The organism is Ruegeria sp. YKSF070 (assembly GCF_059612725.1).
The window spans coordinates 24,906-46,843 of record NZ_JBXWRD010000023.1; the positions used below are offsets into that span (position 1 = coordinate 24,906).

At 65.6% G+C, this 21,938-nt stretch carries 20 protein-coding genes; 7 read left to right on the forward strand and 13 right to left on the reverse strand.

Annotated elements, in window-relative coordinates; all coding sequences use genetic code 11:
* Positions 1-32: 32 nt before the first annotated feature.
* The 3 genes from AC2FL1_RS12815 to AC2FL1_RS12825 are packed head-to-tail and all read left to right on the forward strand — an operon-like array spanning position 33 to position 1,525.
* Positions 33-608, forward strand: a complete 576-nt coding sequence (locus AC2FL1_RS12815; protein ID WP_496877219.1) for a TetR/AcrR family transcriptional regulator — start codon at positions 33-35, stop codon at positions 606-608.
* A gap of 12 nt (positions 609-620) precedes the next feature.
* Positions 621-920 carry a YciI family protein gene (locus AC2FL1_RS12820; RefSeq protein ID WP_496877191.1) on the forward strand — a complete coding sequence of 100 codons (300 nt, stop codon included), beginning with the start codon at positions 621-623 and terminating at the stop codon, positions 918-920.
* A complete protein-coding gene (locus tag AC2FL1_RS12825; RefSeq protein ID WP_496877192.1) occupies positions 917-1,525 on the forward strand; it encodes a DNA-3-methyladenine glycosylase I in 609 nt (202 codons plus the stop codon). Before AC2FL1_RS12820 ends, AC2FL1_RS12825 begins: the two co-directional genes overlap by 4 nt.
* A gap of 45 nt (positions 1,526-1,570) precedes the next feature.
* Here the strand turns inward: AC2FL1_RS12825 and AC2FL1_RS12830 are convergent, their stop codons facing one another.
* From AC2FL1_RS12830 to AC2FL1_RS12845, 4 genes are all read right to left on the reverse strand, one after another.
* Entirely contained in the window at positions 1,571-2,452 is an 882-nt protein-coding gene (locus AC2FL1_RS12830; protein ID WP_496877193.1) for a fructose bisphosphate aldolase, read from the reverse strand.
* A 68-nt stretch (positions 2,453-2,520) separates the two neighbouring features.
* Positions 2,521-3,873: a cytochrome P450 gene (locus AC2FL1_RS12835; RefSeq protein WP_496877194.1), complete on the reverse strand. Its 1,353-nt coding sequence runs from the start codon at positions 3,871-3,873 to the stop codon at positions 2,521-2,523.
* Complete coding sequence (locus AC2FL1_RS12840; protein WP_496877195.1) at positions 3,870-5,102, reverse strand: hypothetical protein; 1,233 nt, start codon at positions 5,100-5,102, stop codon at positions 3,870-3,872. The genes AC2FL1_RS12835 and AC2FL1_RS12840 overlap by 4 nt, the downstream gene beginning before the upstream one ends.
* A gap of 151 nt (positions 5,103-5,253) precedes the next feature.
* Positions 5,254-6,006 (reverse strand): cytochrome c biogenesis CcdA family protein, encoded by a 753-nt coding sequence (locus AC2FL1_RS12845; RefSeq protein ID WP_234136592.1) that lies wholly within the window; start codon positions 6,004-6,006, stop codon positions 5,254-5,256.
* Positions 6,007-6,131: 125 nt separating this feature from the next.
* Here AC2FL1_RS12845 and AC2FL1_RS12850 point away from each other — a divergent pair, with 125 nt between their 5' ends.
* Positions 6,132-6,365 (forward strand): sulfurtransferase TusA family protein, encoded by a 234-nt coding sequence (locus AC2FL1_RS12850; protein ID WP_234144054.1) that lies wholly within the window; start codon positions 6,132-6,134, stop codon positions 6,363-6,365.
* A gap of 34 nt (positions 6,366-6,399) precedes the next feature.
* Here the strand turns inward: AC2FL1_RS12850 and AC2FL1_RS12855 are convergent, their stop codons facing one another.
* From AC2FL1_RS12855 to purC, 7 genes are all read right to left on the reverse strand, one after another.
* Entirely contained in the window at positions 6,400-9,426 is a 3,027-nt protein-coding gene (locus tag AC2FL1_RS12855) for an Rne/Rng family ribonuclease (RefSeq protein ID WP_496877196.1), read from the reverse strand.
* A 574-nt stretch (positions 9,427-10,000) separates the two neighbouring features.
* Positions 10,001-11,335, reverse strand: a complete 1,335-nt coding sequence (locus AC2FL1_RS12860; RefSeq protein WP_496826382.1) for a sigma-54-dependent transcriptional regulator — start codon at positions 11,333-11,335, stop codon at positions 10,001-10,003.
* Between the two features lie 14 nt (positions 11,336-11,349).
* Positions 11,350-13,113 carry a sensor histidine kinase gene (locus tag AC2FL1_RS12865; protein WP_496877197.1) on the reverse strand — a complete coding sequence of 588 codons (1,764 nt, stop codon included), beginning with the start codon at positions 13,111-13,113 and terminating at the stop codon, positions 11,350-11,352.
* A 36-nt stretch (positions 13,114-13,149) separates the two neighbouring features.
* Complete coding sequence (gene purQ / locus AC2FL1_RS12870; RefSeq protein WP_496877198.1) at positions 13,150-13,818, reverse strand: phosphoribosylformylglycinamidine synthase subunit PurQ; 669 nt, start codon at positions 13,816-13,818, stop codon at positions 13,150-13,152.
* A 12-nt stretch (positions 13,819-13,830) separates the two neighbouring features.
* Positions 13,831-14,874, reverse strand: coding sequence for a zinc-dependent alcohol dehydrogenase family protein (locus tag AC2FL1_RS12875; protein WP_496877199.1), 1,044 nt, complete (start codon positions 14,872-14,874; stop codon positions 13,831-13,833).
* A gap of 3 nt (positions 14,875-14,877) precedes the next feature.
* The gene (gene purS, locus AC2FL1_RS12880; protein ID WP_011047621.1) at positions 14,878-15,108 is read right to left on the reverse strand and encodes a phosphoribosylformylglycinamidine synthase subunit PurS; all 231 of its coding nucleotides are present in this window, start codon (positions 15,106-15,108) and stop codon (positions 14,878-14,880) included.
* A gap of 149 nt (positions 15,109-15,257) precedes the next feature.
* A complete protein-coding gene (gene purC / locus AC2FL1_RS12885) occupies positions 15,258-16,013 on the reverse strand; it encodes a phosphoribosylaminoimidazolesuccinocarboxamide synthase (RefSeq protein WP_496877200.1) in 756 nt (251 codons plus the stop codon).
* A gap of 159 nt (positions 16,014-16,172) precedes the next feature.
* On the opposite strand from purC, the gene AC2FL1_RS12890 reads away from it, so the two are divergent.
* The 3 genes from AC2FL1_RS12890 to bmt all read left to right on the forward strand — a co-directional run bounded on the left by AC2FL1_RS12890 (position 16,173) and on the right by bmt (position 19,545).
* Positions 16,173-16,490: a DUF1476 domain-containing protein gene (locus AC2FL1_RS12890; RefSeq protein ID WP_234144042.1), complete on the forward strand. Its 318-nt coding sequence runs from the start codon at positions 16,173-16,175 to the stop codon at positions 16,488-16,490.
* A 119-nt stretch (positions 16,491-16,609) separates the two neighbouring features.
* The gene (locus tag AC2FL1_RS12895) at positions 16,610-18,466 is read left to right on the forward strand and encodes a phosphatidylglycerol lysyltransferase domain-containing protein (protein WP_496877201.1); all 1,857 of its coding nucleotides are present in this window, start codon (positions 16,610-16,612) and stop codon (positions 18,464-18,466) included.
* 59 nt (positions 18,467-18,525) lie between these two features.
* Positions 18,526-19,545, forward strand: a complete 1,020-nt coding sequence (gene bmt / locus AC2FL1_RS12900) for a betaine--homocysteine S-methyltransferase (protein ID WP_496877202.1) — start codon at positions 18,526-18,528, stop codon at positions 19,543-19,545.
* A 9-nt stretch (positions 19,546-19,554) separates the two neighbouring features.
* Here bmt and AC2FL1_RS12905 read toward each other — a convergent pair whose 3' ends face one another.
* Together AC2FL1_RS12905 and AC2FL1_RS12910 are read right to left on the reverse strand one after the other, a co-directional pair.
* Complete coding sequence (locus AC2FL1_RS12905) at positions 19,555-21,108, reverse strand: trypsin-like peptidase domain-containing protein (RefSeq protein ID WP_496877203.1); 1,554 nt, start codon at positions 21,106-21,108, stop codon at positions 19,555-19,557.
* A 49-nt stretch (positions 21,109-21,157) separates the two neighbouring features.
* Positions 21,158-21,934 (reverse strand): enoyl-CoA hydratase-related protein, encoded by a 777-nt coding sequence (locus tag AC2FL1_RS12910; protein ID WP_496877204.1) that lies wholly within the window; start codon positions 21,932-21,934, stop codon positions 21,158-21,160.
* Positions 21,935-21,938: the final 4 nt, after the last annotated feature.

Sequence of the window (21,938 nt, forward strand, 5' to 3'; positions counted from 1 at the left end):
AGCTCTTAGGACATGCATCCTAGAGGTTGGATATGGCACAAGCTCAGACCAGTGAACAGATCGTCACTGCCGCCGATGATCTGTTCTACCGGCAGGGATTCGCGCAGACCTCATTCGCCGATATCGCAGCGGCGGTGGGTATCTCGCGCGGCAATTTCTATTATCATTTCAAGACCAAGGACGAGATCCTGGCCGAGGTGATCCGGCTGCGACTGGCCCGCACCGCGCAGATGCTGGAGAATTGGCAGGGCACCGGCGACAGCCCCCGCGCCCGCATCGCCAGTTTCATCGACCTGATGATCATGAACCGCGCCAAGATCACCCGTTACGGCTGTCCCGTCGGCTCGCTCTGTACCGAACTCAGCAAGCTGGATCACGCCGCGCAGGGGCAGGCCAACGGGCTGTTCACCCTGTTTCGCGACTGGTTGCAGCGTCAATTCACCGAGGCCGGACAGGGCACCGACGCATCCGCACTGGCGATGCATCTGCTGGCCCGCAGCCAGGGCGCGGCCACGCTGGCGCAAAGCTTTCACGACGAAGGGTTTCTGGGCACCGAAGTGGCCGACATGCACCGCTGGCTCGATGACACTCTCTCCAAGACAACTTGAGGAAATCGCCAAATGTTCCTGATATTGCTGAAATTCTCAACCAACAAAGCCCGCGCGCCCGAGTTCATGGCAGACCATGTGTACTGGCTGAAACAGGGGTTTGACGACGGCATCTTTGACATTGCGGGCAGCCTTCAGCCGCAATTGGGCGGCGGCATCCTTGCCCGCGCCGCCACCCGCGCCGAGGTCGAGGCCCGCGTCGCCGCCGACCCCTTTGTGATCGAGGATGTGGTGACCGCCGAGATCCTCGAACTCACGCCATCGCGCACCAGCGCCGATTTCGCCTTTCTGCTGCCCGCGGTCGCGGCATGAGCACCACGATCCCCGGCCCCGACGGGCAGCCGCGCTGTCGCTGGTGCAATGCGGCGCCGGAATTCGTCGACTATCATGACCGCGAATGGGGTTATCCGGTGGATGACGACCGGCGCCTGTTCGAAAAGCTCTGCCTTGAAAGCTTTCAATCCGGCCTAAGCTGGCGCACCATCCTCGCCAAGCGCGAGAATTTCCGCGCCGCGTTCGACGGGTTCGACTGGACCCGCATCGCCATCTATGACGACACAGATATCTCCCGGCTGCTGGGCGATGCCGGCATCATCCGCCATCGCGGCAAGATCGAAGCGGTGATCAACAATGCCCGCCGGATGGGCGATCTGCTGGACGAACATGGCAGTCTGGCGGCCTATGTCTGGTCGTATGAACCCAGGCCCGAAGAGCTGCCCGAGCCGCAGACGGCCAGCATCATCCCCGCCTCGACCGCGATGTCGAAGGATCTGAAGAAACGCGGCTGGAAATTCGTCGGCCCCACCACGGTGTTTGCCTTCATGCAGGCGATGGGGCTGGTTAATGATCACGCGCACGGCTGCGTCATGCGCGACAAGGCGGCGGACCTGCGGGCAGGCTTCACGCCGCCCAAATGAAAACGGGCCGCGAAATAGCGGCCCGGTTCCCGTATTTTGCGGCTCTTACAGCGAGGCGCGATAGATCTTGTCGATATTGCCGCCCAGGGCCGTGTTGAACTCGGCATCCGACTGCTGTTTCGACAGGCCCTCGGTCAGCGCGCGCGAGAACGAGGCGATCATCTTGCCGTTCCGGCTCAGCAGGTCGCAGGCCTGATCGGTGGAATAGCCACCCGACAGCGCCACCACCCGCACCACGCGGGGATGATCGGCCAGCGCGTCATACAGGTTGGCAGTGCTGGGAATGGTCAGTTTCAGCATCACGTCCTGCCCCTCACCCAGGGTGTCGAGATGTTTGAGGATTTCCTCCTTCAGCATCTCTTCGGCTTGCGCCTTGGTGGTCGAATGGATGTTCACCTCGGGCTCGACGATCGGCACCATGCCGGCGGCGATCACTTCGCGTGCCACATCGAACTGTTGTGCCACCACGGCGGCGATGCCTTCGGCATTGGCCTCGTGGATGACCGAGCGTTCCTTGGTGCCGAATACCCCTTCGGCCTTGGCCAGGGTCGCGGCCAGACCCGGGATCGGCTTCATCATCTGCACGCCATTGGCCTCGTCCTCAAGCCCCTTGTCGATCTTGAGGAAGGGCACCACACCTTTGACGTTCCACAGGTAATCGGCCACGCCGCGGCCCTCGATGCTCTCGCCCAGGGTGCGTTCGAACAGGATCGCGCCGATCACCTTCTTGCTGGTGAAATCGTCGGCCAGGATGATCCGGGCGCGCATGCGCTGGATCTCGGCAAACATCTCTTCTTCGGAGCCGTATTGCGCCGCGTCCACACCATAAAGCGCCAGCGCCTTGGGGGTCGAGCCACCGCTCTGATCCAGGGCCGCAATGAAGCCCGCGCCATTTGCCATCTGTTCGCGCATTTGTGCCTTGGACATATGTCTTTCCCGTCTTAATGATTCCGCTTGGCACCGCATACAGTATGGCAAGCGCGGATGGTAGGATGTTAGCGCTCAACTACGCGCAGCCAGATGCCATCTGCGGCCCGCACGGTCAGGTGCGCCACCGGGACCGGCTCGCGCCCCGCGATCCGCTCGAACCGGAACCGCCGCAGCAGCATCGACAGGATCAGCGGCCCCTCGACCATGGCGAACCCGGCCCCGGTGCAAACGCGCGACCCGGCCGAAAACGGCATATAGGCCGTGCGCTGGCAGGTCTTGCCATTCTCGGTCTGCCAGCGGGCCGGGTCGAAGTCGTCGGGTCGATCCCACAGGCGTTCGTGCCGGTGCAGGTGCCAGGGGCTGAGTACGACCTGCGCGCCCTTGGGCACATCGCGGTCGCGGAACCGCTCGGGGCAAGTCGTCTCGCGCACCATCATCGGCACAGGCGGATACAGGCGCAGCGCCTCGCGGAACACATCTCGGCTGAGCCGCAGTTTGGACATCACGCTGAAATCCGGGGCACCATCCAGCGCGCGCGCCTCCTCGGCCAGCTTCTCCTGCCAATCGGGGTAAACCGCCATCAGATAGAGCGTCCAGGCAAGCGCCGAGGCGCTGGTTTCGTGCCCCGCCAGGAAAAAGATCGCCACCTGATCGACCATCTCGTCAGTGTCAAACCGGTCGCCTGTCTGCGGGTCGCTGGTGGTCATGATCTTGGTGGCCAGATCGTCGGGCGCGGTGCCGGCGCGGATTTCGTCCATCCGGGTATCGGTCAATTGCCGGATCAGCCCCCGGATCACCGCCGCGTTCCGGCGGGTCTCGCGCGAATGGAACCGGGGCACCCAGCGTGGCACCGGCACAAAGGCCGCCAGATTGAGTAGAGGCTGCGCCCGCTGATAGGCCCGGAACCGGGTGAACACCTGCGCCGCCACCTCATGTTCGATCGGGATCGAAAACAGAGTACGGAAAATCACATCCGCCGCCGCGTGGCTGGTGACCTCTTCGATCTCGCTCTCCTGCCCGGCCTGTGCCGCCAGCCGGTTCACCGCCGCCTCGGAGGCCGCCCACATGGCAGGAAAAGTATCGCGCAGGCGCCCGCCCTCGAATGCCGGATCGATGATGCGCCGCTGGCGTTTCCAGGTCTCGCCATTGGTCAGAAAGACGGAATTGCCCAGCAGCGGCCGCAACCCCTCGCTGATGCGGTTCGACTTGGGGAAATCGTCGGGCCGCGTTTTCAGCACCGTGTCCACCAGGTCGGGCTGGTTCACCAGATACGAGCGAAAGAAGGGCGTGCGGAACTCGGCCATCCAGGCGCGGTACAACCGCGCGGGCTGCGCCGACAACAGATCCTGGCGGAACAGCTTGAGATAGCGCCAGAGCGAGACCTTGTCCGGGCGCGCGGGGGGTTTGGGCGGGATCATGCGGCGCCCATATCGGTATATTTGCTCACCGCCCGGTCGATCCGCGATTTCGACGGCGCCCGGTCGTGATAGCGCGCGGCCAGCGTCTGCGGCCCGGCAGTGATGCGGAAATAGTCGTAATCCCCCACCTGATCGAAGGCGCAGAGATACTGGAAATGCAGCCGGAAAAAGCGCCAGCGCAGCTCGGCCCAACGGGCCGGGCTTAGCGTCTGGGTAAAGGCCGCTGACAGGACCAGCGGCCAGCGCTTGCCCGCCTTGGGGGCAACCCCGCTGACCGCCACAGGATCGCACAGCGCGAATGCACAGCCATCGCCGGGGGCCGAGACATCGACCCAGGCCAACTCGTTGCGGGTGCAGAGGTAATGCAGATCGGCGCGCAGCCGCTGCGCCTCGGGCAGGAAGGACACCATCGGCACCACCTGCCCCAGGGTCAGAAACCCCAGCGCCGGACCATCGGCGGGCACCCTGCCCGCCCGGATCAGATCGGCGAGCACAGACACACCCACATGCGCGCCCGAGGAATGGCCCACCACCAGCACCTCGTCCACATCGCTGGCCAGCGCCACGGCGATACGGTCGGTGAAATCACCGATCCGCGCCTCCAGCTCGGGCGGGTTGGCGCCGCGCCAGCGCGCCGAATAGGCATAATCATGCATCAGGTAATAGGCAAAGAAGGTGCCATCCTTGGATCGAAACCAGCGCAGCAGGTAGACGCCCGCCGCAAGCCCCAGCGCCAGCCCGACCAGCGCAACAATCGGATAGCCTGTCAGCCCGCCCAGCCGCCAACCCATCCAGACCAGCAAGAGCGCGGCGAACAGCTGCGCCAGCAGCATCCCGACCGGGTAAAGGGCCGCAATCACCGGGCCCTTCCTCAGCCGCATCAGCCGCCAGAGCACGCCCGAGGCGATATAGGTCCAGGCGGTGCGCCCCAGTTGTGCATAGGTGGCCGGGATCGTGTTCGACATGCTGCCGCGCACGATATCGGACCAGACCAGCACTTCTACATCCGCCTCGACCGCCTCACCCTCCTGTTCGGAGCTGACATGCCAGCCATAAGGGCCCTTGGTGGTCTTGGGCTTCAGCGTGACGGAATAGCCCGAGATCCGCGCCTGCTCGGCGCTTTCCTTGCGATAGAGCTCGCGGTAACGGCGGGGATGAATCGGGTCGTAACCGGGAATATAGAACACCCGGCGTTGGCGCACCTGACCTGCGGATGGGACACTGCTCATGGCTCGACCTCTTTGGTCGCAGCCTAGCTGATCACTGGGGCAAGATTAAGCCCAAGCGATGGCACCACCTGCTTGTTTCTGGTTGGAAATACTCTCGGGGGGCGGCGGGCCAAGGGCCCGGCGGCGGGGGCAGACAGCCCCCCGGCCTCGCTCAGCCCAGCACCGCCAGCGCCGGGAAGGTTTCCAACAGCCACCAGCTGAACTGGGTAAAGAGGCCCGTGACCAGCATGATGCCGACAAACAGCAACAGCCCGCCCATCACCTTCTCAATCAGGCCCATATGAGGCTTGATCCGGTTCATCACCGCCATCGAGCGGCTGAGGAACATGGCCGCCAACAAAAACGGCACCCCCAGCCCCGCCGCGTAGACACCCAGCAACAGCGTGCCGCGCGCCACCGAGGCCTCGGACGCCGCCAGCGACAGGATCGCGCCCAGCTGCGGCCCGATACAGGGGGTCCAGCCAAAGGCAAAGGCCAGACCCAGCACATAGGCGCCAAAAACCGAGCCGCCTGCATCGCCGGTCTGCATCCGCGCCTCGCGATCCAGCAGCGGAATGCGAAAGACACTCAGAAAGTGCAGGCCAAAGACGATGACCACCACGCCCGAGACCTTGGCGAAGAGTTCCTGATTCGACAGCACAAAGGCGCCAAAGGCCGAAGCCGTGAACCCCAACAGCAGAAAGACGGTCGACAGGCCCAGCACAAAGAACAGTGCCGCCAGCGTCGCCTTGCGCCGCGCGGCGGCCTGATCCTGTATCTCGCCCAGGCTCACCCCGCTCATATAGGCCAGATAGGGCGGCACGATGGGCAGCACACAGGGGCTGAGAAAACTGACGATCCCGCCAAGGAGCGCCACGAACATGGCGGGTAAAAGCCCCGCGTCGATGATCTCTATTCCAAACATGACCTGCACATAGGTGATCACGGGGGCCGCGTCACGGGGCCATGCGGTCACATCCTCGTGGCCGTGTTGTAGCAATGACGCGGCGGGCGCTGGACAGGCGCGCGGACCGGGCGTATCTGCGAGACATGACCGACGAAACCCAGACCCTCGACGCGTTGGGGCTGCTTTGCCCCCTGCCCGTGCTCAAGGCCCGCAAGCGGCTGAAATCCATGGCGCCCGGTGCTGTGCTGCGGCTCTTGGCCGACGATCCTGCCGCGGTGGTGGACGTACCGCATTTCTGCGCCGAAGCGGGTCATGTACTGATCGGTCAGGAGGACGCCGTCGATCACCAGATTTACCTGATCCGCCGCGCGGAATGAAAAAGGCGGGTCCCTGAGGGGCCCGCCTTTTCCGTTACTGTCCTAGCGACCACCAGCCGCGCCGCTTGGGCTTGGCTGGACTGTCGGGTTCCGGCTCAGCCTCGGCCACCGCCAGTTCAGGCGTGGGTTGTTCCTCTGCCTGCGCCAGTTCTGGCGCGAGCTCCGCGTCCGGCTCCGCCTGCGTCGCAGGCGCTTCCTCGGCGGGCTGAGCGATTTCCTCGGCAGTCACCTCGGCCTGACCTGCATTGGCCTCGACGGGCATCACCGGCTCTGCCTCTCTCTCGGGCTTGGCCGCCTCGGCGGGTGCTTCGACCTCGACCGGAGTGTCGACCTGTGCCGCTTCGACCGGAGCTGTCTCTGCCTCGGCACGAGTGTCGGTCATAGCAGTAGCGGCATCCGCCGCGACCGGGACGGCCTCGGCGCCGGGTTCTGCCACAGCCTCGGTTGCGACGGGCTCGGCAGGGGTTTCGGCCTTCTTGCTGCGGCTGCGCGGTTTGCGCGGCTTCGGCGTCTTCTTCACCGGTGCCGACTCAGCCTCAGCCTCGGACTCAGCCTCAGTTGCGGCAGAAGCCTCCTCGCTCACCACCTCGTCGGTGGCTGCTTCAGCAGCCGCTTCGGCCTTGACCGGTTTCTTGCGCGTGCGGGTCCGCTTGCGCGTGGTCTTGGCCGGAGCCGCCTCCTCGTCGCTTTCGGTCTCGGTTGCAGGTTCTGCCTCGGCAGGCGCCTCGGCCCCGCTCACGTCGTCTCCGTCATCCGAGGCGGAATCGTCACCCGCGTCATCATTGCCGTCGGTGTCGTTGGCGCCATCCTCGCCGCCATTGCCACCGCTCTTGCGCCGCCGCCGCCGCCGCCGCTTGCGCTTGGGCTTGCCGTCGCCATCGTTCTCGGCCGGTTTCTCGGTGCGGGGCTCGTCTACCTCGTCCTCGTCCTCGGCGGTCTCGTCGGCGTCGACCTGATCCATCAGCCGCGAGTCGACCGAGACCACGGGCGCCTGGGCCTGCGGCACCGCGCGGGTTGCGGTCTTGAACTTCTCAAGGCTGAAATCGGGGCTGACCAGATGCGCGTCGCCCTCGATCCGCACGCTCAGACCATAGCGCGCCTCGATCTGCGCGATATGCTCGCGTTTCTGGTTCATCAGATAGTTGGCAATGCCCACCGGGCAGCGCACCAGCACCTCGCGCGAGCGGCGGCGAGTGCCTTCCTCCTCGATCTGGCGCAGGATGCTCAGCGCCATGTTGTCGTCGGAACGGATCAGGCCGGTACCATGGCACGAGGGACACGGCTGCGTGGTGGCCTCGATCATACCGGGGCGCAGACGCTGGCGGCTCATCTCGAGCAGGCCAAAACCCGAGATCCGGCCCACCTGGATACGGGCACGGTCGGATTTCAGCTTGTCCTTCAGACGCTTCTCGACGGCGGCGTTGTTCTTGCGCTCATCCATGTCGATGAAGTCGATCACGATCAGACCGGCCAGGTCGCGCAGGCGCAGCTGGCGGGCCACCTCTTCGGCGGCCTCGAGGTTGGTCTTGAGCGCGGTTTCCTCGATCGAGCCTTCCTTGGTGGCGCGGCCAGAGTTGACGTCGATCGCCACCAGCGCCTCGGTCACGCCGATCACGATATAGCCGCCGGATTTCAGCTGCACCGTCGGGTTGAACATCGAGTTCAGGTAGCTTTCCACCTGGAAACGCGCGAACAGCGGCAACTGGTCCTCATACCGCTGCACGTTCTTGGCGTGGCTGGGCATGATCATCTTCATGAAGTCCTTGGCGATGCGGTAGCCGCCTTCGCCCTCGACCAGAACCTCGTCGATGTCGCGATTGTAAAGGTCGCGGATCGAGCGTTTGATCAGGTCGCCTTCTTCATAGATCTTGGCTGGCGCGATGGATTTCAGCGTCAACTCGCGGATCTGCTCCCACATGCGCTGGAGGTATTCATAGTCGCGCTTGATCTCGGCCTTGGTGCGCTTGGCACCGGCGGTGCGCACGATCAGGCCCGCGCCCTGGGGCACGTCCATTTCGGCGGCGATCTCTTTCAGCTTCTTGCGGTCGACGGCGTTGGTGATCTTGCGGCTGATGCCACCGCCACGCGCGGTGTTCGGCATCAGGACGCAATAGCGGCCCGCAAGGCTCAGATAGGTGGTAAGCGCCGCGCCCTTGTTGCCGCGCTCTTCCTTGACGACCTGCACCAGCATGACCTGGCGCACCTTGACCACTTCCTGGATCTTGTACTTGCGCGCGCGCGGCTTGCGGACAGGGCGCAGATCCTCGGCATCGTCTTCTTCGGCGATGGATTCGATGCTGTCATCCTTTGAGGCGGCATCAGCCTTGCCGCGACGGGGGCGCGGCGTATCCTCGCCATCATCCGCGTCCTCATCCTCGTCATCGGCGTCGTCGGCGCGATCCTCGGCACTGTCCTGCGTGGTGTCACCGTCGGCCTTGGCCGTAGCGGTGTCATCGGTCGTATCAGCAGCCTCGTCCTCGGCCTGTTCCGTGGCCTCATCGGCCCCGTCCTCGGGTTCTTCGACCGGGGTGTCGGCCACACGCTCCATCGGCGAGCTGCCCTCGGGAACGTCCAGCACATCACGATCCTCGTCATCGTCGAGGTCGATGGTCTCCATGCCGCTGATCTCGGTCTCGGTCACGTCCATGGTTTGGACCGGGTCCGAGGAACGCAGGCTTTCGGCCTTGCTGCGCGAGCGGCTGCGGCTGCGCTTGGGCTTCGGGCGCGACTTGCCGCCCTCTTCATCCTCGTCGCGCGCCTTCTGCGCCTCGGCATAAGCGCGCTCCTCCTCCATCAACGCCTGCCGGTCGGCGACGGGGATCTGGTAGTAATCGGGATGGATTTCCGAAAAGGCGAGGAACCCGTGCCGGTTTCCGCCATAGTCGACAAAAGCCGCCTGGAGCGAGGGTTCGACCCGCGTGACCTTTGCCAGATAGATATTGCCAGCTAGCTGGCGTTTGTTTTCGGACTCAAAATCGAATTCCTCGACCTTGTTGCCGTCGACCACCACGACGCGGGTTTCCTCCGCGTGGGTGGCATCAATGAGCATCTTCTTTGCCATGTTTCCTTGGTGCACCGCGCAATGCGCAACCTCCCAGGCGGTAGAACCGTCCTAAGGGGGGTACGATTTGGCGGGTGTCTTGTCAGGGCGATTGGAGACGCCGCGCGGCAGAGATCGGCGTTTTGCCCCTCTGCTCGTCCACTCGAAAGTTGCGCGCGCGTCATCGCGGTTCTTCTCCGACAGGTCGGGCGTTTCCCGGGCCTGCCCATTTATTCCTGTCACCCGGCAAGCGGGCGAAGGCATTGTATTGCCCCGGTCAGGGGCCAATCGGTCTGCTTTGTCTCCGGGATCTGTGCCAGCGGGGGCAGAGCAGCGAAACTCTATTGGGTGCGGGAGCAAGGAACCCTTGGGGCCGCCCCGTTCTGTCACAATAAAAGCAGTGCTGTGGAAAAGACAATGGGCAAAGTGCATGTTCACGAGGGTCAAGGGGCCCATAGGCCCCCGAACACGGCCAAAAACCGCCCGGAGGGCGACGCCGCCGACGCCTTCCGGTCGCTGTAGGTGGCCCAGGATCGGCCAGCCATACCTCGGCGGCGCTGGCCGCGCCCGTGAGAGCCGTCGCCGCCGGGTTGGATCAGAGGTAATCCGAGCGCTGAAGCCCGTACTTCGCCATCTTCTCGTTCAGGGTCCGGCGCGGCAGGCACAGCTCGTCCATCACCGCCGCGATCGAGCCCTTGTGCCGCCGCATGGTGTTGTCGATCAGCATCCGCTCGAAGGCCTCGACATATTCCTTGAGCGGCTTGCCTTCGGTGGTCATCACCGGCTGCATGTCCTCGTGATCGGACATCAGGAGCGAAGCGATAGTGCCCGAGCCGCGCCGCGCCTGCAGCACCGCGCGCTCGGCGATGTTGATAAGCTGGCGCACGTTACCCGGCCAGGGCGCCTGCAACAGCTGCGCGGCCTCTTGCGCGCTGACCTGCGGCGCGTCACAGCCGTATTCCTCGGCGAACTGCTCGCTGAGCCGGGTGAACAACGTCAGGATATCCTCGCCCCGCTGGCGCAGCGGCGGCATGGTCAGGCGCAGCGCGGCCAGGCGATAGAACAGGTCCGGGCGCAGCACGTCCTCGCTGGTCTTGCCCGCCTCTTGCAGGTTCGAGATCGCCACGATCCGGGTTTCGGCCGGCGTGCCCTGCTGGTTCATCACCGACAACAGCTTGGCCTGAAGCGCATCGCTGAGCGACTCGATATCTTCCAGCACCAGCGTGCCACCGCGCGCCTCCTCGATGGCGGGCAATTGCGCATCCTCGGGGATCATCGGGCCAAAGAGCCGCTTTGACAGCGCCTCTTCCTCCAGCGCCGAACACGAGACCAGCACGAATTTCTTGCCCGCCCGGCTGCCCACCGCATGCAGCGCATGCGCCACAAGGGTCTTGCCGGTGCCGGTCTCGCCGTCGATCAGCACATGACCGTCGGCCTGGCCCAGGTCCAGAATATCCTCGCGCAGCCGCTCCATCACCGGGCTGGTGCCGATCAGCTTTTTCATGATCTGGCTGCCATCGCTCAGCTCGCGTCTGAGCGCCCGGTTGTCCAGCGTCAGCCGGCGCGCATTGCTGGCGCGCTTGGCCAGGTCGGACATCCGGTCGGGGTTGAACGGCTTTTCCAGAAAGTCGAAGGCGCCGACCCGCATCGCCTCGACCGCCATTGGCACGTCGCCATGGCCAGTGATCATGATCACCGGCAGCGAGCTGTCCGCCCCCATCAGCTTTTTCAGAAACTGCATGCCGTCCATGCCCGGCATCTTGATATCCGAGATGACGATGCCGGGATAATCCGATCCCAGAACCTTCAGCGCCTCCTCGGCGCTGGCAAAGGTTTCGGTGTCATAGCCCGACAGGGCCAGCCACTGGCTGATCGACTGGCGCATGTCCTGTTCGTCGTCGACAATCGCAATCTTCATCGCCTGTGCCATAGGGTTTTCCCTCTTCATTCCGCGGCTTCCAGACCGTCTTCGAGGATCGGCAATTGCATCTCGAAAACGGCACCGCCATGTTGCCCGTTCCGCGCCGTCAGGCGCCCGCCAAGGTCGTTGACGATCCCCGAGGAGATTGCAAGGCCCAGGCCCACCCCGTCGCCGGGCTGTTTCGTGGTGTAGAACGGCTCAAAGATATTCTCGAAATCACGGATCCCGTGACCATTGTCGCGCACCGTCAGGGTGGCGGTCTCGCCCGCGGCCAGGATGATCTCGACCTCGGGGTCGCGCACCGATTTGGTGGCGTCGAGCGCATTGCGCAAGAGGTTGACCATGACCTGTTCGATCCGCATCCGGTCGCCCATCACGAATACCGGTCGATCCGGCAGGATCTGGGTGATCTGCACCTGCCGCTGGCGCAGCTGCGGTTCCATCATCGCCAGCGAGGCCGCCAGCGCATCGCCCATGTTTATTGGCGAAAGCGCCTCTTGCCCCTTGCGGGCATAGGATTTCAGCTGCCGCGTGATCGCCCCCATCCGCTCGATCAGGTCGTCGATGCGGCCAAAGCTCGACAGCGCCTCTTCGGGGCGGTTGCGGCGCAGCAGCAGGCGGGCGCCGGCCAGATAGGTCTTCATCGCCGCCAGCGGCTGGTTCAACTCGTGACTGACCGCGGCCGACATCTCGCCCAAGGCGGCCAGTTTCGAGCTTTGCGCCAGCGTCTGTTCGGCCACTTCGAGGGTCTTTTGCACCCGTTCACGTTCGGCGATTTCCCGCTGTAGCCGGGCATTGAGCGCGCGAAGCTCCGCCGACTCGCGCTGGAACAGCGCCATGCGGAACGCGGTGCGCCGGCTCAACGCATAGAAGCTGAGCGCCAGCAGAATCGCGAATCCCATGATCTCCAGCGCCAGCACCCCGTTCACCCGCTCGCGGATCGAGGCGTAGGTGGTGAACGAGGTCATCTGCCAGCCCCGGAACGGGATGCGGCTGTCCATCCGCATCACCGCCTCGCCGCGCAGATAGGCGTCAGCGGGCAGCGCGGTCCAGTCGGCGGTCACCCGGATCGCCCGTTCGATGGCGTTCTCTGGCGTCTGCTGGCTCAGCGCCTGGGCCGGGGCCAGACCGCGCCAGCGCGGCTCGGTGGCCAGGATGATGGTGCCCGCGGAATTGGTCACGAACACCGCGTCCGAAATCCCCGACCAGGCGCGTTCGAACTTTTGCAGATCGACCTCGACCACGATCACGCCCAGCACGCCGGAACTGTCCTCCAGCCTGCGGGAATAGGTAAAGCTGTAGCCGCCCGCCTCGCGCTGGATGGTCGAGAACACGGTTGCATTGGACCGCACCGGATCAACGAAATAGGCCGCCGAGCGGTGCTGTTCACCCAGCCGATTGCGGTCGGTGGCGGCCACGGTACGCCCGTCGCGGTCGAGCAGCATCAGCGAGGCGGCACCGATTTCCTCGACAAAGGAAATCAACCGCTGGGTCGATTGCGAGAAATCGCTCGATTGCAGCGCCGCGATCAGCGTCGGGTCGCGCGCCAGCAGCTGTGGCACGATGGCGTTCCGCCTGAGTTCGCTGAGCAGGTTGCCGGAATAGAGCGCCAACCGCAGCTCGGCCCGGTTGCGGGTGCTTTCGGTGAAGCGGTCGGTCAGCAGCCTGTTGGTAACCCAGACCGTCGCGGTCGCGCTCAGCAGCACCAGCGCCGCACGCACCCGCCAGCTGAGCTGGCCGGTGCGGATCCAGTTCTGTCCCTTCGGGTCTTTGCGCGCGGTACTCATAAGGTAAGGCTACGCGCGCGGGGCGCGTTGCTCAAGTCACGCCGGGGTCAGCGCCCCGGCCAATGCGCGGAAGAGTGCCACCCCATCCGTGCCGCCATGGCCTGCATCGGCGGCCCGTTCGGGGTGCGGCATCATCCCCAGCACACGGCGGTTGGCGCTGAGAATGCCGGCGATATCGTCGCGCGCGCCATTGGGGTTGTCGGTATAGGTGAAGGCGATCCGATCCTCGGCCTTGAGCGCGGCCAGCGTCTCGTCATCGGCATAATAGTTACCGTCGTGATGGGCGATCGGAATGCCGATCACGTCGCCGGCATTGTAGCCCTCGGTAAAGACGCTGTTCGAGGTCTCGACCTTCAGCTCAACGGTCTTGCAGATGTATTTCAAACCGGCATTGCGCAGCAGGGCACCGGGCAGGATGCCGGTTTCGGTCAGCACCTGGAACCCGTTGCACACGCCCAGGGCATAGCCGCCACGCTCGGTATGCTCGACCACCGCCTTGCAGATCGGCGATTTCGCGGCGATGGCGCCGCAGCGCAGATAGTCGCCATAGCTGAAGCCGCCGGGAATGCCGACAATGTCGATCCCCTGCGGCAGGCTGGCATCCTTGTGCCAGACCATCGAGACATCGAAACCGGCCTGTTCAAAGGCCACGGCCAGATCCCGGTCGCAATTCGATCCGGGGAAGACAACAACGGCTGCACGCATGGGCGAGACCTCCTAGCTAGCAAAATCGGTGATCACCGCCACGCCCGGCGGGGCGGGACGGTCAAAGGCGGCAAGCTCGTCGCTTGCCTGGGACAGGGCGATGGTGCGGGTCACCAGCGGCGACAGATCCACATGTCCGCCGTCGATGAGAGAGAGAAGCGAGGGATAGCGCCAGGCAGGCATGCCGCGCGTGCCCTGCAGGGTCAGTTGCCCGGAGTAAAGCACATCCATCGGCAGCGTCATGGCCGTATGCTCTCCCGCCGGCATGCCGATCATCACCAGCCGGCCCAGCTTGCGCAGGGCCCGCATGGCGCCGGTCATGGTGGCGGCAATCCCCAGCGCCTCGATGGCGACATGGGCGCCGCCGCCGGTCAGCTCACGCACCGCCTCGGCCGCGTCGATTTCGGCGGCGTTGACCACCGCATCGGCGCCAAGGCTTTTGGCATGGGCCAGTTTGTCTTCGACCACATCGACCACGACGACGCGTGCGCCAAGCGCGCGGCCCAGAAGCAGCGCCGACAGCCCGACACCGCCGCCGCCAAACACCGCCAGCCATTCGCCCGGACGCAGCTCGGCCCGGCCTACCAACGCCTGCCAGGCGGTGGTGACCCGGCAGCCAAGGCCGGCGGCCACATGCGGCGGCAAGCTCTCGGGCAAGGCGGTCAGGTTGGTATCGGCAAAGGGCACCGCGATCAGCTCGGCAAAGGCGCCATCGCGGGTAAAGCCCGGCACCTGCTGGTTGGCGCAGATGGTCTGATGTCCGGCCGCGCAATCGCCGCAGCGCCCGCAGGCCAGGATAAAGGGCGCGATCACCCGGTCGCCCAGCCGCCAGCGGCTGACACCGGTCCCCAGCGCCACCACCTCGCCGCAGAATTCGTGGCCCGGCACCATGGGCAAGACCACATCCGGGTCGGCCCCGGTCCAGGCATGCCAGTCAGACCGGCACACCCCGCAGGCCAGCACGCGCAACACCACCTCTCCCGGTCCCGGTGTCGGGTCCGGCAGGGTCGCCAGCGTCAGAGGCTGGCGCCAGGCGGTCAACTGCGCGGCGCGCATGGCTCAGACCAGCTCGATCTCGTAGCGTTCGATGACAGTATTGGCGAGCAGCTTTTCGCACATCTCGGCCACGTCGGCCTCGGTGGCGCCTTCGACCAGATCGAGGTCGATCACCTTGCCCTGGCGGACACCGGTCACCTTGTCAAAGCCCATGGCGCCAAGCGCGTGGCGCACCGCTTCGCCCTGCGGATCGAGAACCCCGTTCTTGAGCATCACATGCACGCGTGCCTTCATCTTTCCTTGTCCTTCATCCTGATTCTGCCGGACCACGCGATCCCACCCGTCACAGGGCTGGCCGCGCGCCCGCATAGCTGTTTCGATCTGTTGCGCGCGGCGGTCACATTCCGCCGACGCAATGTCCCGATTTCTGCGCCGTCCCGACCTCAGTTGATCAGCGTCGGTTTCGTCACCTGGGTCTTGGGGATCACGCCCAGGCGGCGGGCCACCTCGGAATAGGCATCGGTCAGGCTGCCCAGGTCGCGGCGGAACACGTCCTTGTCCAGCTTCTGCCCGGTGGCGATGTCCCACAGACGACAGCTGTCGGGGCTGATCTCGTCGGCGATGATCAGGCGCGGATAGTCGTTCTCGTAGACCCGGCCGATCTCGATCTTGAAATCGACCAGCTTGATGCCGACGCCATACATCAGCCCCGAAAGGTAATCGTTAACGCGCAGCGCCAGGCTCAGGATATCGTCCATGTCCTGCTGGCTGGCCCAGCCGAAGGCGGCGATATGCTCCTCGGTCACCAGCGGATCGCCCAGCTCGTCATTCTTGAGGCAGTATTCCACGATCGGGCGCGGCAGTTGCGTGCCCTCTTCGATGCCCAGCCGTTTCGACATGGTGCCGGCGGCAAAGTTGCGCACGATCACTTCCAGCGGCACGATCTCGCAGGCGCGCACCAGCTGTTCGCGCATGTTGAGACGGCGGATGAAATGGGTCGGCACGCCGATCTGGGCCAGACCGGTCATGAAATATTCGCTCAGGCGGTTGTTCAGAACGCCCTTGCCTTCGATCACGTCCTTTTTCTGGGCGTTGAAGGCGGTGGCGTCATCCTTGAAGTACTGCACGATGGTGCCCGGTTCCGGGCCTTCGTACAGGATCTTGGCCTTGCCTTCGTAAATCTTGGTGCGACGCGCCATCTGCGACCTTTCCGACTGGGGCGGGGAAATGAGTCCCCCGTCATGGCGCTCTCATACGGCAAGCGCCGCAGTGTCGCAAGGTTACCGCTGCCTCTTGCGGTCTGCCCCCGCGAACGGCATATCAGAAGCAGAGCACAATTCACTGAGGGGACGCAACCCATGACCACCTTCGACGATCGCGAACACGCGTTTGAAGCCAAGTTCGCCCATGACGAGGAAATGCAGTTCAAGGCTCAGGCCCGCTGCAACAAGATGCTGGGCCTGTGGGCTGCTGGCCTGATGGGCAAGACCGGCGACGAGGCCGCCGCCTATGCCAAGACCGTCGTGATCGCCGATTTCGAAGAGGCCGGCCACGAGGACGTGGTGCGCAAGGTCACCGCCGATCTGGACGGGCTGGCCGATGCCGATACGGTGCGCGCCAAGATGGCAGAACTGCTGCCCGAGGCCAAGGCGCAGATCATGGGCGAAGCGGGCTGAACCGCGCAATTTCTGGTGCGATTTCAATCGCATGGAGAACCCGCAAGCACCTGCTTGCGGGTTTACTTTTGGGAAAGGGATGCGCGGCTAGTCTTTGGCCAATTGCCAAAGGACCCCGCATGCTTCGACCCGTCCCTTCGTTCCCCCGCCTGACCGGTCTGCTGCTGCGTCTTGGCGGCACGCTTGCGCTCACCCTTTGGCTGTTGTGGATGCTGGTCGAGCGTCTGGCGGCGATCGAGCCGGGCGCGGTGACCGAGGCCCTGTCCGGCCTGCCCGTCTGGCGGCTGGCGGTGGCGTTGCTGGCCGCTGCGGTCAGTTTCTGGGCGGTGGGCCGCTATGACGGCGTGGCGCACCGGCATTTCCGGACCGGTCTGGCGCAGCGGCAGGCCCGGCTCTGCGGTATGGCCGCCATCGGCTTTTCTCAGTTCTGTGGCTGCGGCGTGCTGAGCGGCGCATTCGCCCGCTGGCGCTTGATCGGCGATTTGACCCCGGCGCTGGCGTTGCGCCTGACCGCCTTCGTCGCGGTCACCTTTCTGCTGGCGCTGGCCTTCTGGGCCTCGGTCCTGTGCCTGATCGCGCCACCACTGCCGGGGTTGCGGCAAACGGGGCTGGCGGGGATGGCGCTGCTGCTGCCGATCGGGGTGGTCCTGTTCCTGCTGCCACGGCTGCGGCTGGGGCGCATCACGTTGGGCCTGCCCAGCCTGCGGGCGCTGGGGGCGATCCTGGGCTGGGCCGCGCTGGACCTGGCGGCGGCAGCGCTGGTGCTGGCGGTGCTGCTGCCTGGCCTGTCCTGGGTCGATCTGCCCTTGCTGCTCACGGCCTATGTGCTGGCACTGGCGGCGGGGCTTCTATCCGGGGCACCGGGCGGGCTGGGGGCGTTCGAACTGACGCTGCTGTCACTGCTGATCACGCAACCCGAGGCCGAGCTGATGGCGGCGGTGCTGGCCTATCGGCTGATCTATGTGGCCCTGCCGGCGCTGGTGGCGGTGCCGCTGCTGCTGTCGCCGCCCGACCTGCGGCTGAGGCGGCAGAGCCGTCTGTCAAGGTTGGGGCATTACCACCCGCCCGCACGCCCCCGCGCCGAAACCGCCGTAGTGACGCAATCGCACGGCTATGTGCTGAGCGGCGGGTTTGCCGACATGGCCGTGGTCGAGACCGATCAGAGCCTGATCATGCTGTTCGATCCGGTCTGTGGCGGCCGTCACCCCGATCTGTCCCTGCTGTCGTACCGGGCGGCGCAGCGCAATCTCTGCGCACTGGTCTACAAGTGCTCGGCCCGGGTCGCAGTCTCGGCCCGGCGCGCAGGCTGGCGCGTGCGACATGTCTCGAACGAAGCGACGCTGGTGCCCGCCACGTTTACCACCGAGGGCGCGGGGCGGCGCCAGATCCGGCGCAAGCTGCGCTATGCGGTGCGCGCGGGCTTGCGGACCTGCCGGGCCAGTGCCCTCCCGCTGGCCCAGATGGCCGAGGTCGACAGACTGTGGCAAAGCGTGAACGGACGGGCATGGGGGCTTACCATGGGCCGCTTTGCGCCCAGTTACCTCGCCCGACAGGCGGTATTCCTGGCCTGGCGCGGCCCACGGCTCGAAGGGTTCGTCAGCTTTCACCGCAGCCGGGACGAATGGTGCCTTGACTTGATGCGGGTTCGCCCGGACGCACCCGAGGGCACCATGCATGCGCTGGTGGTCGAGGCACTGACCGTTGCCGCTGCGGCACGGGTGCCCCGGCTGTCACTGGCAGCGGTGCCATGCGGGCTATTGGGTCGCGGCTTTGAAGGTCTGCGCCGGTTCAAGGACAGTTTCGCCCCCCGCTGGCAACCGCTTTACATGGCCGCACCCGGCTGGACCGTGATGGCGGTGGCCGCGCTCGACCTGGCCCGCCACGTACAGGCGCCACCACCGCTGGCCCGGCACCATCCACAGCCGGCTCATGATCATGATGAAGAGTTTGAATTTGCCTCTCTCACGGGAACGTGACACATCTGCCCATCAAGGCGGGCCCTGCGGGCGCCGCGCAATCGGGGAGTCGCAATACCATGACCAACGCATTTGCAGACATGCTGGCCAGCCATGACGTGCTGCTGGCCGATGGCGCCACCGGCACCAACCTGTTCGCCATGGGCCTGCAATCGGGCGACGCGCCCGAGCTGTGGAACACCGATGAGCCCGACAAGATCCGCGCGCTGTATCAGGGCTCGGTCGATGCGGGCAGCGATCTGTTCCTGACCAACACTTTTGGCGGCACCGCCGCGCGGCTGAAACTGCACGACGCCCAGGGCCGCGTGCGCGAGCTGAACCGGATCGGCGCCGAGCTGGGCCGCGAGGTCGCGGACCGCGCCGGGCGCAAGGTGATCGTGGCCGGATCGGTCGGACCCACCGGCGAGATCATGGAACCGGTGGGCGCTCTCAGCCATGCCGCCGCGGTCGAGATGTTCCACGAACAGGCAGAGGGCCTGAAAGAGGGCGGCGTCGACGTGCTGTGGCTGGAAACGATCAGCGCCCCCGAGGAGTTTCGCGCCGCCGCCGAGGCCTTTGCGCTGGCTGGCATGCCCTGGTGCGGCACCATGAGTTTCGACACTGCCGGGCGCACGATGATGGGCGTCACCTCGGCCGATATGGCGCAACTGGTCGAAACCCTGCCCAACCCGCCGCTGGCCTTTGGCGCCAATTGCGGCACAGGCGCCTCGGACATCCTGCGCACGGTGCTGGGCTTTGTTGCCCAGGGCACCGAACGCCCGATCATCTCCAAGGGCAATGCCGGCATTCCGAAATATGTCGATGGTCACATCCATTACGACGGCACGCCCGAGCTGATGGGCGTCTATGCCACCATGGCCCGAGATGCCGGCGCCAAGATCATCGGCGGCTGCTGCGGCACCATGCCCGCGCACCTGACCGCGATGCGGGCGGCGCTGGACACTACCCCGCGTGGCGACCGTCCGACGCTGGAGGAGATCGTGGACAAGATCGGCCCCTTCACCTCGGCCTCGGACGGCACCGGTGACGATGCGGGCCCCGAGCGCCGCGCGCGCGGTGGCCGCCGCCGCCGCGCCTGAGCCTGACGCTTAGTCTGCGGGCGCGTTCAGCAGCGCCCGCAGCCGCGCCACCGGCACGCCCAGGTTCGAGCCGCCGAAATCCGGCAGGATCGCGGTATTGACCGCCACCACCTGACCGCGAAGGTTCAGCACCGGCCCGCCGCTGCCGCCATGGGTGGTTTCGGCATCATAGGTCACCAGTGCAGGGGTCACCTGCCCAACGATGCCCCGGCTGGCCAGCGGCCAGATCAGCCCCTCGCCCGCAAGCCGCGCCGCCACCTCCCAGAACCCGGTGACACCGGCACCGCGCAACTCCTCGACGAAACCGGTGCCCGAGCGCGCCAGCATCGACATCAGCCCGGTCGGATAGCCCATCACCAGCACCTCGAGCCCCGGCGGCGGCGCGGCCTCGGCCAGCGGCAGGCCCGGCGGCAAATCGACCGGCGCGACGGGTGCCACAAGCGCCAGATCGGCACTGTCGCTCAGGCCCCGCACCTCCAGGTCGACCGGATCGGGCCGGGCCGGAAAATAGGCGATGAAGCGGGTAAAGACCGGCTCCATCGCGTCCCCGCCAAAGCCCATGGCGGCGGATTTTTCCCATGGGACGGCAACATGACGGTTGGTGGCGATAAGCCCGGTATCCGCCAGCACGAAACCGGTGCCGGTATACTGTACCTCGGCCACCGGCCCGGTGCCGTCGAGCGAGAGCATCGGCTGCCCGTTCGGCAGCATCAGCCGGTTGCCTGCCGCATCCAGCACGTGGCGCAACATCCGGCCACTGTCGCGGTGACGCAACCCATAGCCGCCCTGGATGAAGGCCACCGACCCCGCAGCGGTCGAAATCACGCGGGTCCCGGCGCCTGAGCGCTCCTCGAGCGTGTCGAGCCGCTCGGCATTCAGTTGCAGGCGGATGCCGATCTCGTCCTGGAGCGCGTCCAGATCGCCGGGCCGGATCGCCTCGCGCCGCGCCTCTGCCAGGGCCGAGGCCAGCGCCTCGACCTGAAAACGGCCGCTTTCATATTGAGCGCGTAGGGCGCGGTCGGCGCGAATCTGCCAGACCGCCAGAGCCGCCAGCGCCACGAGGCCAAGCAAGACCAGCCCACGAAACAGCAAGGCCCCGTTGCCCAGGAGCCGGGCCAGGAACATCCCCGCCGCGCGCGGCAGGCGGGCCAGCATCGGGCGGCGGCTGGTGCGCAGATAGCTGAGCGCGTCCCCCAACATCTCGGCCAGGGTGGGATGCGGGCGGCGACGTTCGTCATAGATACGCAGACGCGACAGCGGCCCCTGCTCGCCGAACTCGATCACATCGCCATGGGTCAGATCGGCGGCCTCGACCGGCTGACGATTGACCCAGACCCGCGCACCCGGCGCGGTAATAAGGTGATAGACCCCCTCTTGCCGTCGCACCCGCGCAATCAACTCTCCGGGGATACCGACGTCTCCCGGTGCCAGCACCCGCAGCCACCCATCGCGGTCAAGCAGCAGCTCGACCCGATCCGAAGTGATCCAGGAATAGAGTCCCCGGTTTCGCCCGGTCAGATGTTCCAGGACGGCCGCGTCGGGGCTATGGCTGGGCACGCTCATGTCACCATGATGCCCAGCCTACATGGCCGGTTGTCAATCCGGCCTGCGTTCACCGGCCTTCAAACTTGGCGGCGCGCTTTTCCATGAAGGCGACGACGCCCTCCTGAAAATCGCGGCTGCGGCCGCATTCGCCCTGCAAATGCGCCTCGGCCGCCAGCTGGTCGGGCAGCGCGGTGCCATAGCTGCCCCGGATCGCTTTCTTGATATTGGCAAAGGCAGCGGTGGGGCCATTGGCCAGATAGGCGGCGCGCTTGCGCCATTGGGCGTCGAAGTCGGGGTCGGGCACCGCCTCCCAGATCATGCCCCAGGCCTCGGCCTGACGGGCGTCGATCTTGTCGGCGAACAGTGCCGCACCCATCGCCTTGGCCAGACCCATCTGGCGTGGCAGGAACCAGGTGCCGCCGGCATCGGGCATCAGGCCGATGCGGGCAAAGGCCTGCAGGAAATAGGCGCTTTCGGTTGCGATCACCACATCGGCACAGAGCGCCAGATTGGCCCCCGCCCCTGCCGCGGGTCCATTGACCGCTGCGATGGTGGGCACCGGGCAATCATAGATCGCCTCGAGCATGGGATTGTATTCGTCGCGCAGGGTGCGTTCGAGGTCGATCTTGCCGGAACTGCCCGCATCACCCAGATCCTGACCGGTGCAAAACGCACGGCCAGCCCCCGTCAGCACGATGGCGCGCGCTTCGCGCCCGGCGGCCTTCATGGCATGGGTGATCTCGGCCCGCATCCGGCTGGTCAGCGCGTTCATTTTGTCAGGGCGGTTCAGGGTCAGAACCGCCAGACCATCGGCGATGTCCAGAGAGATGGTGTCGTATTGCATGCGT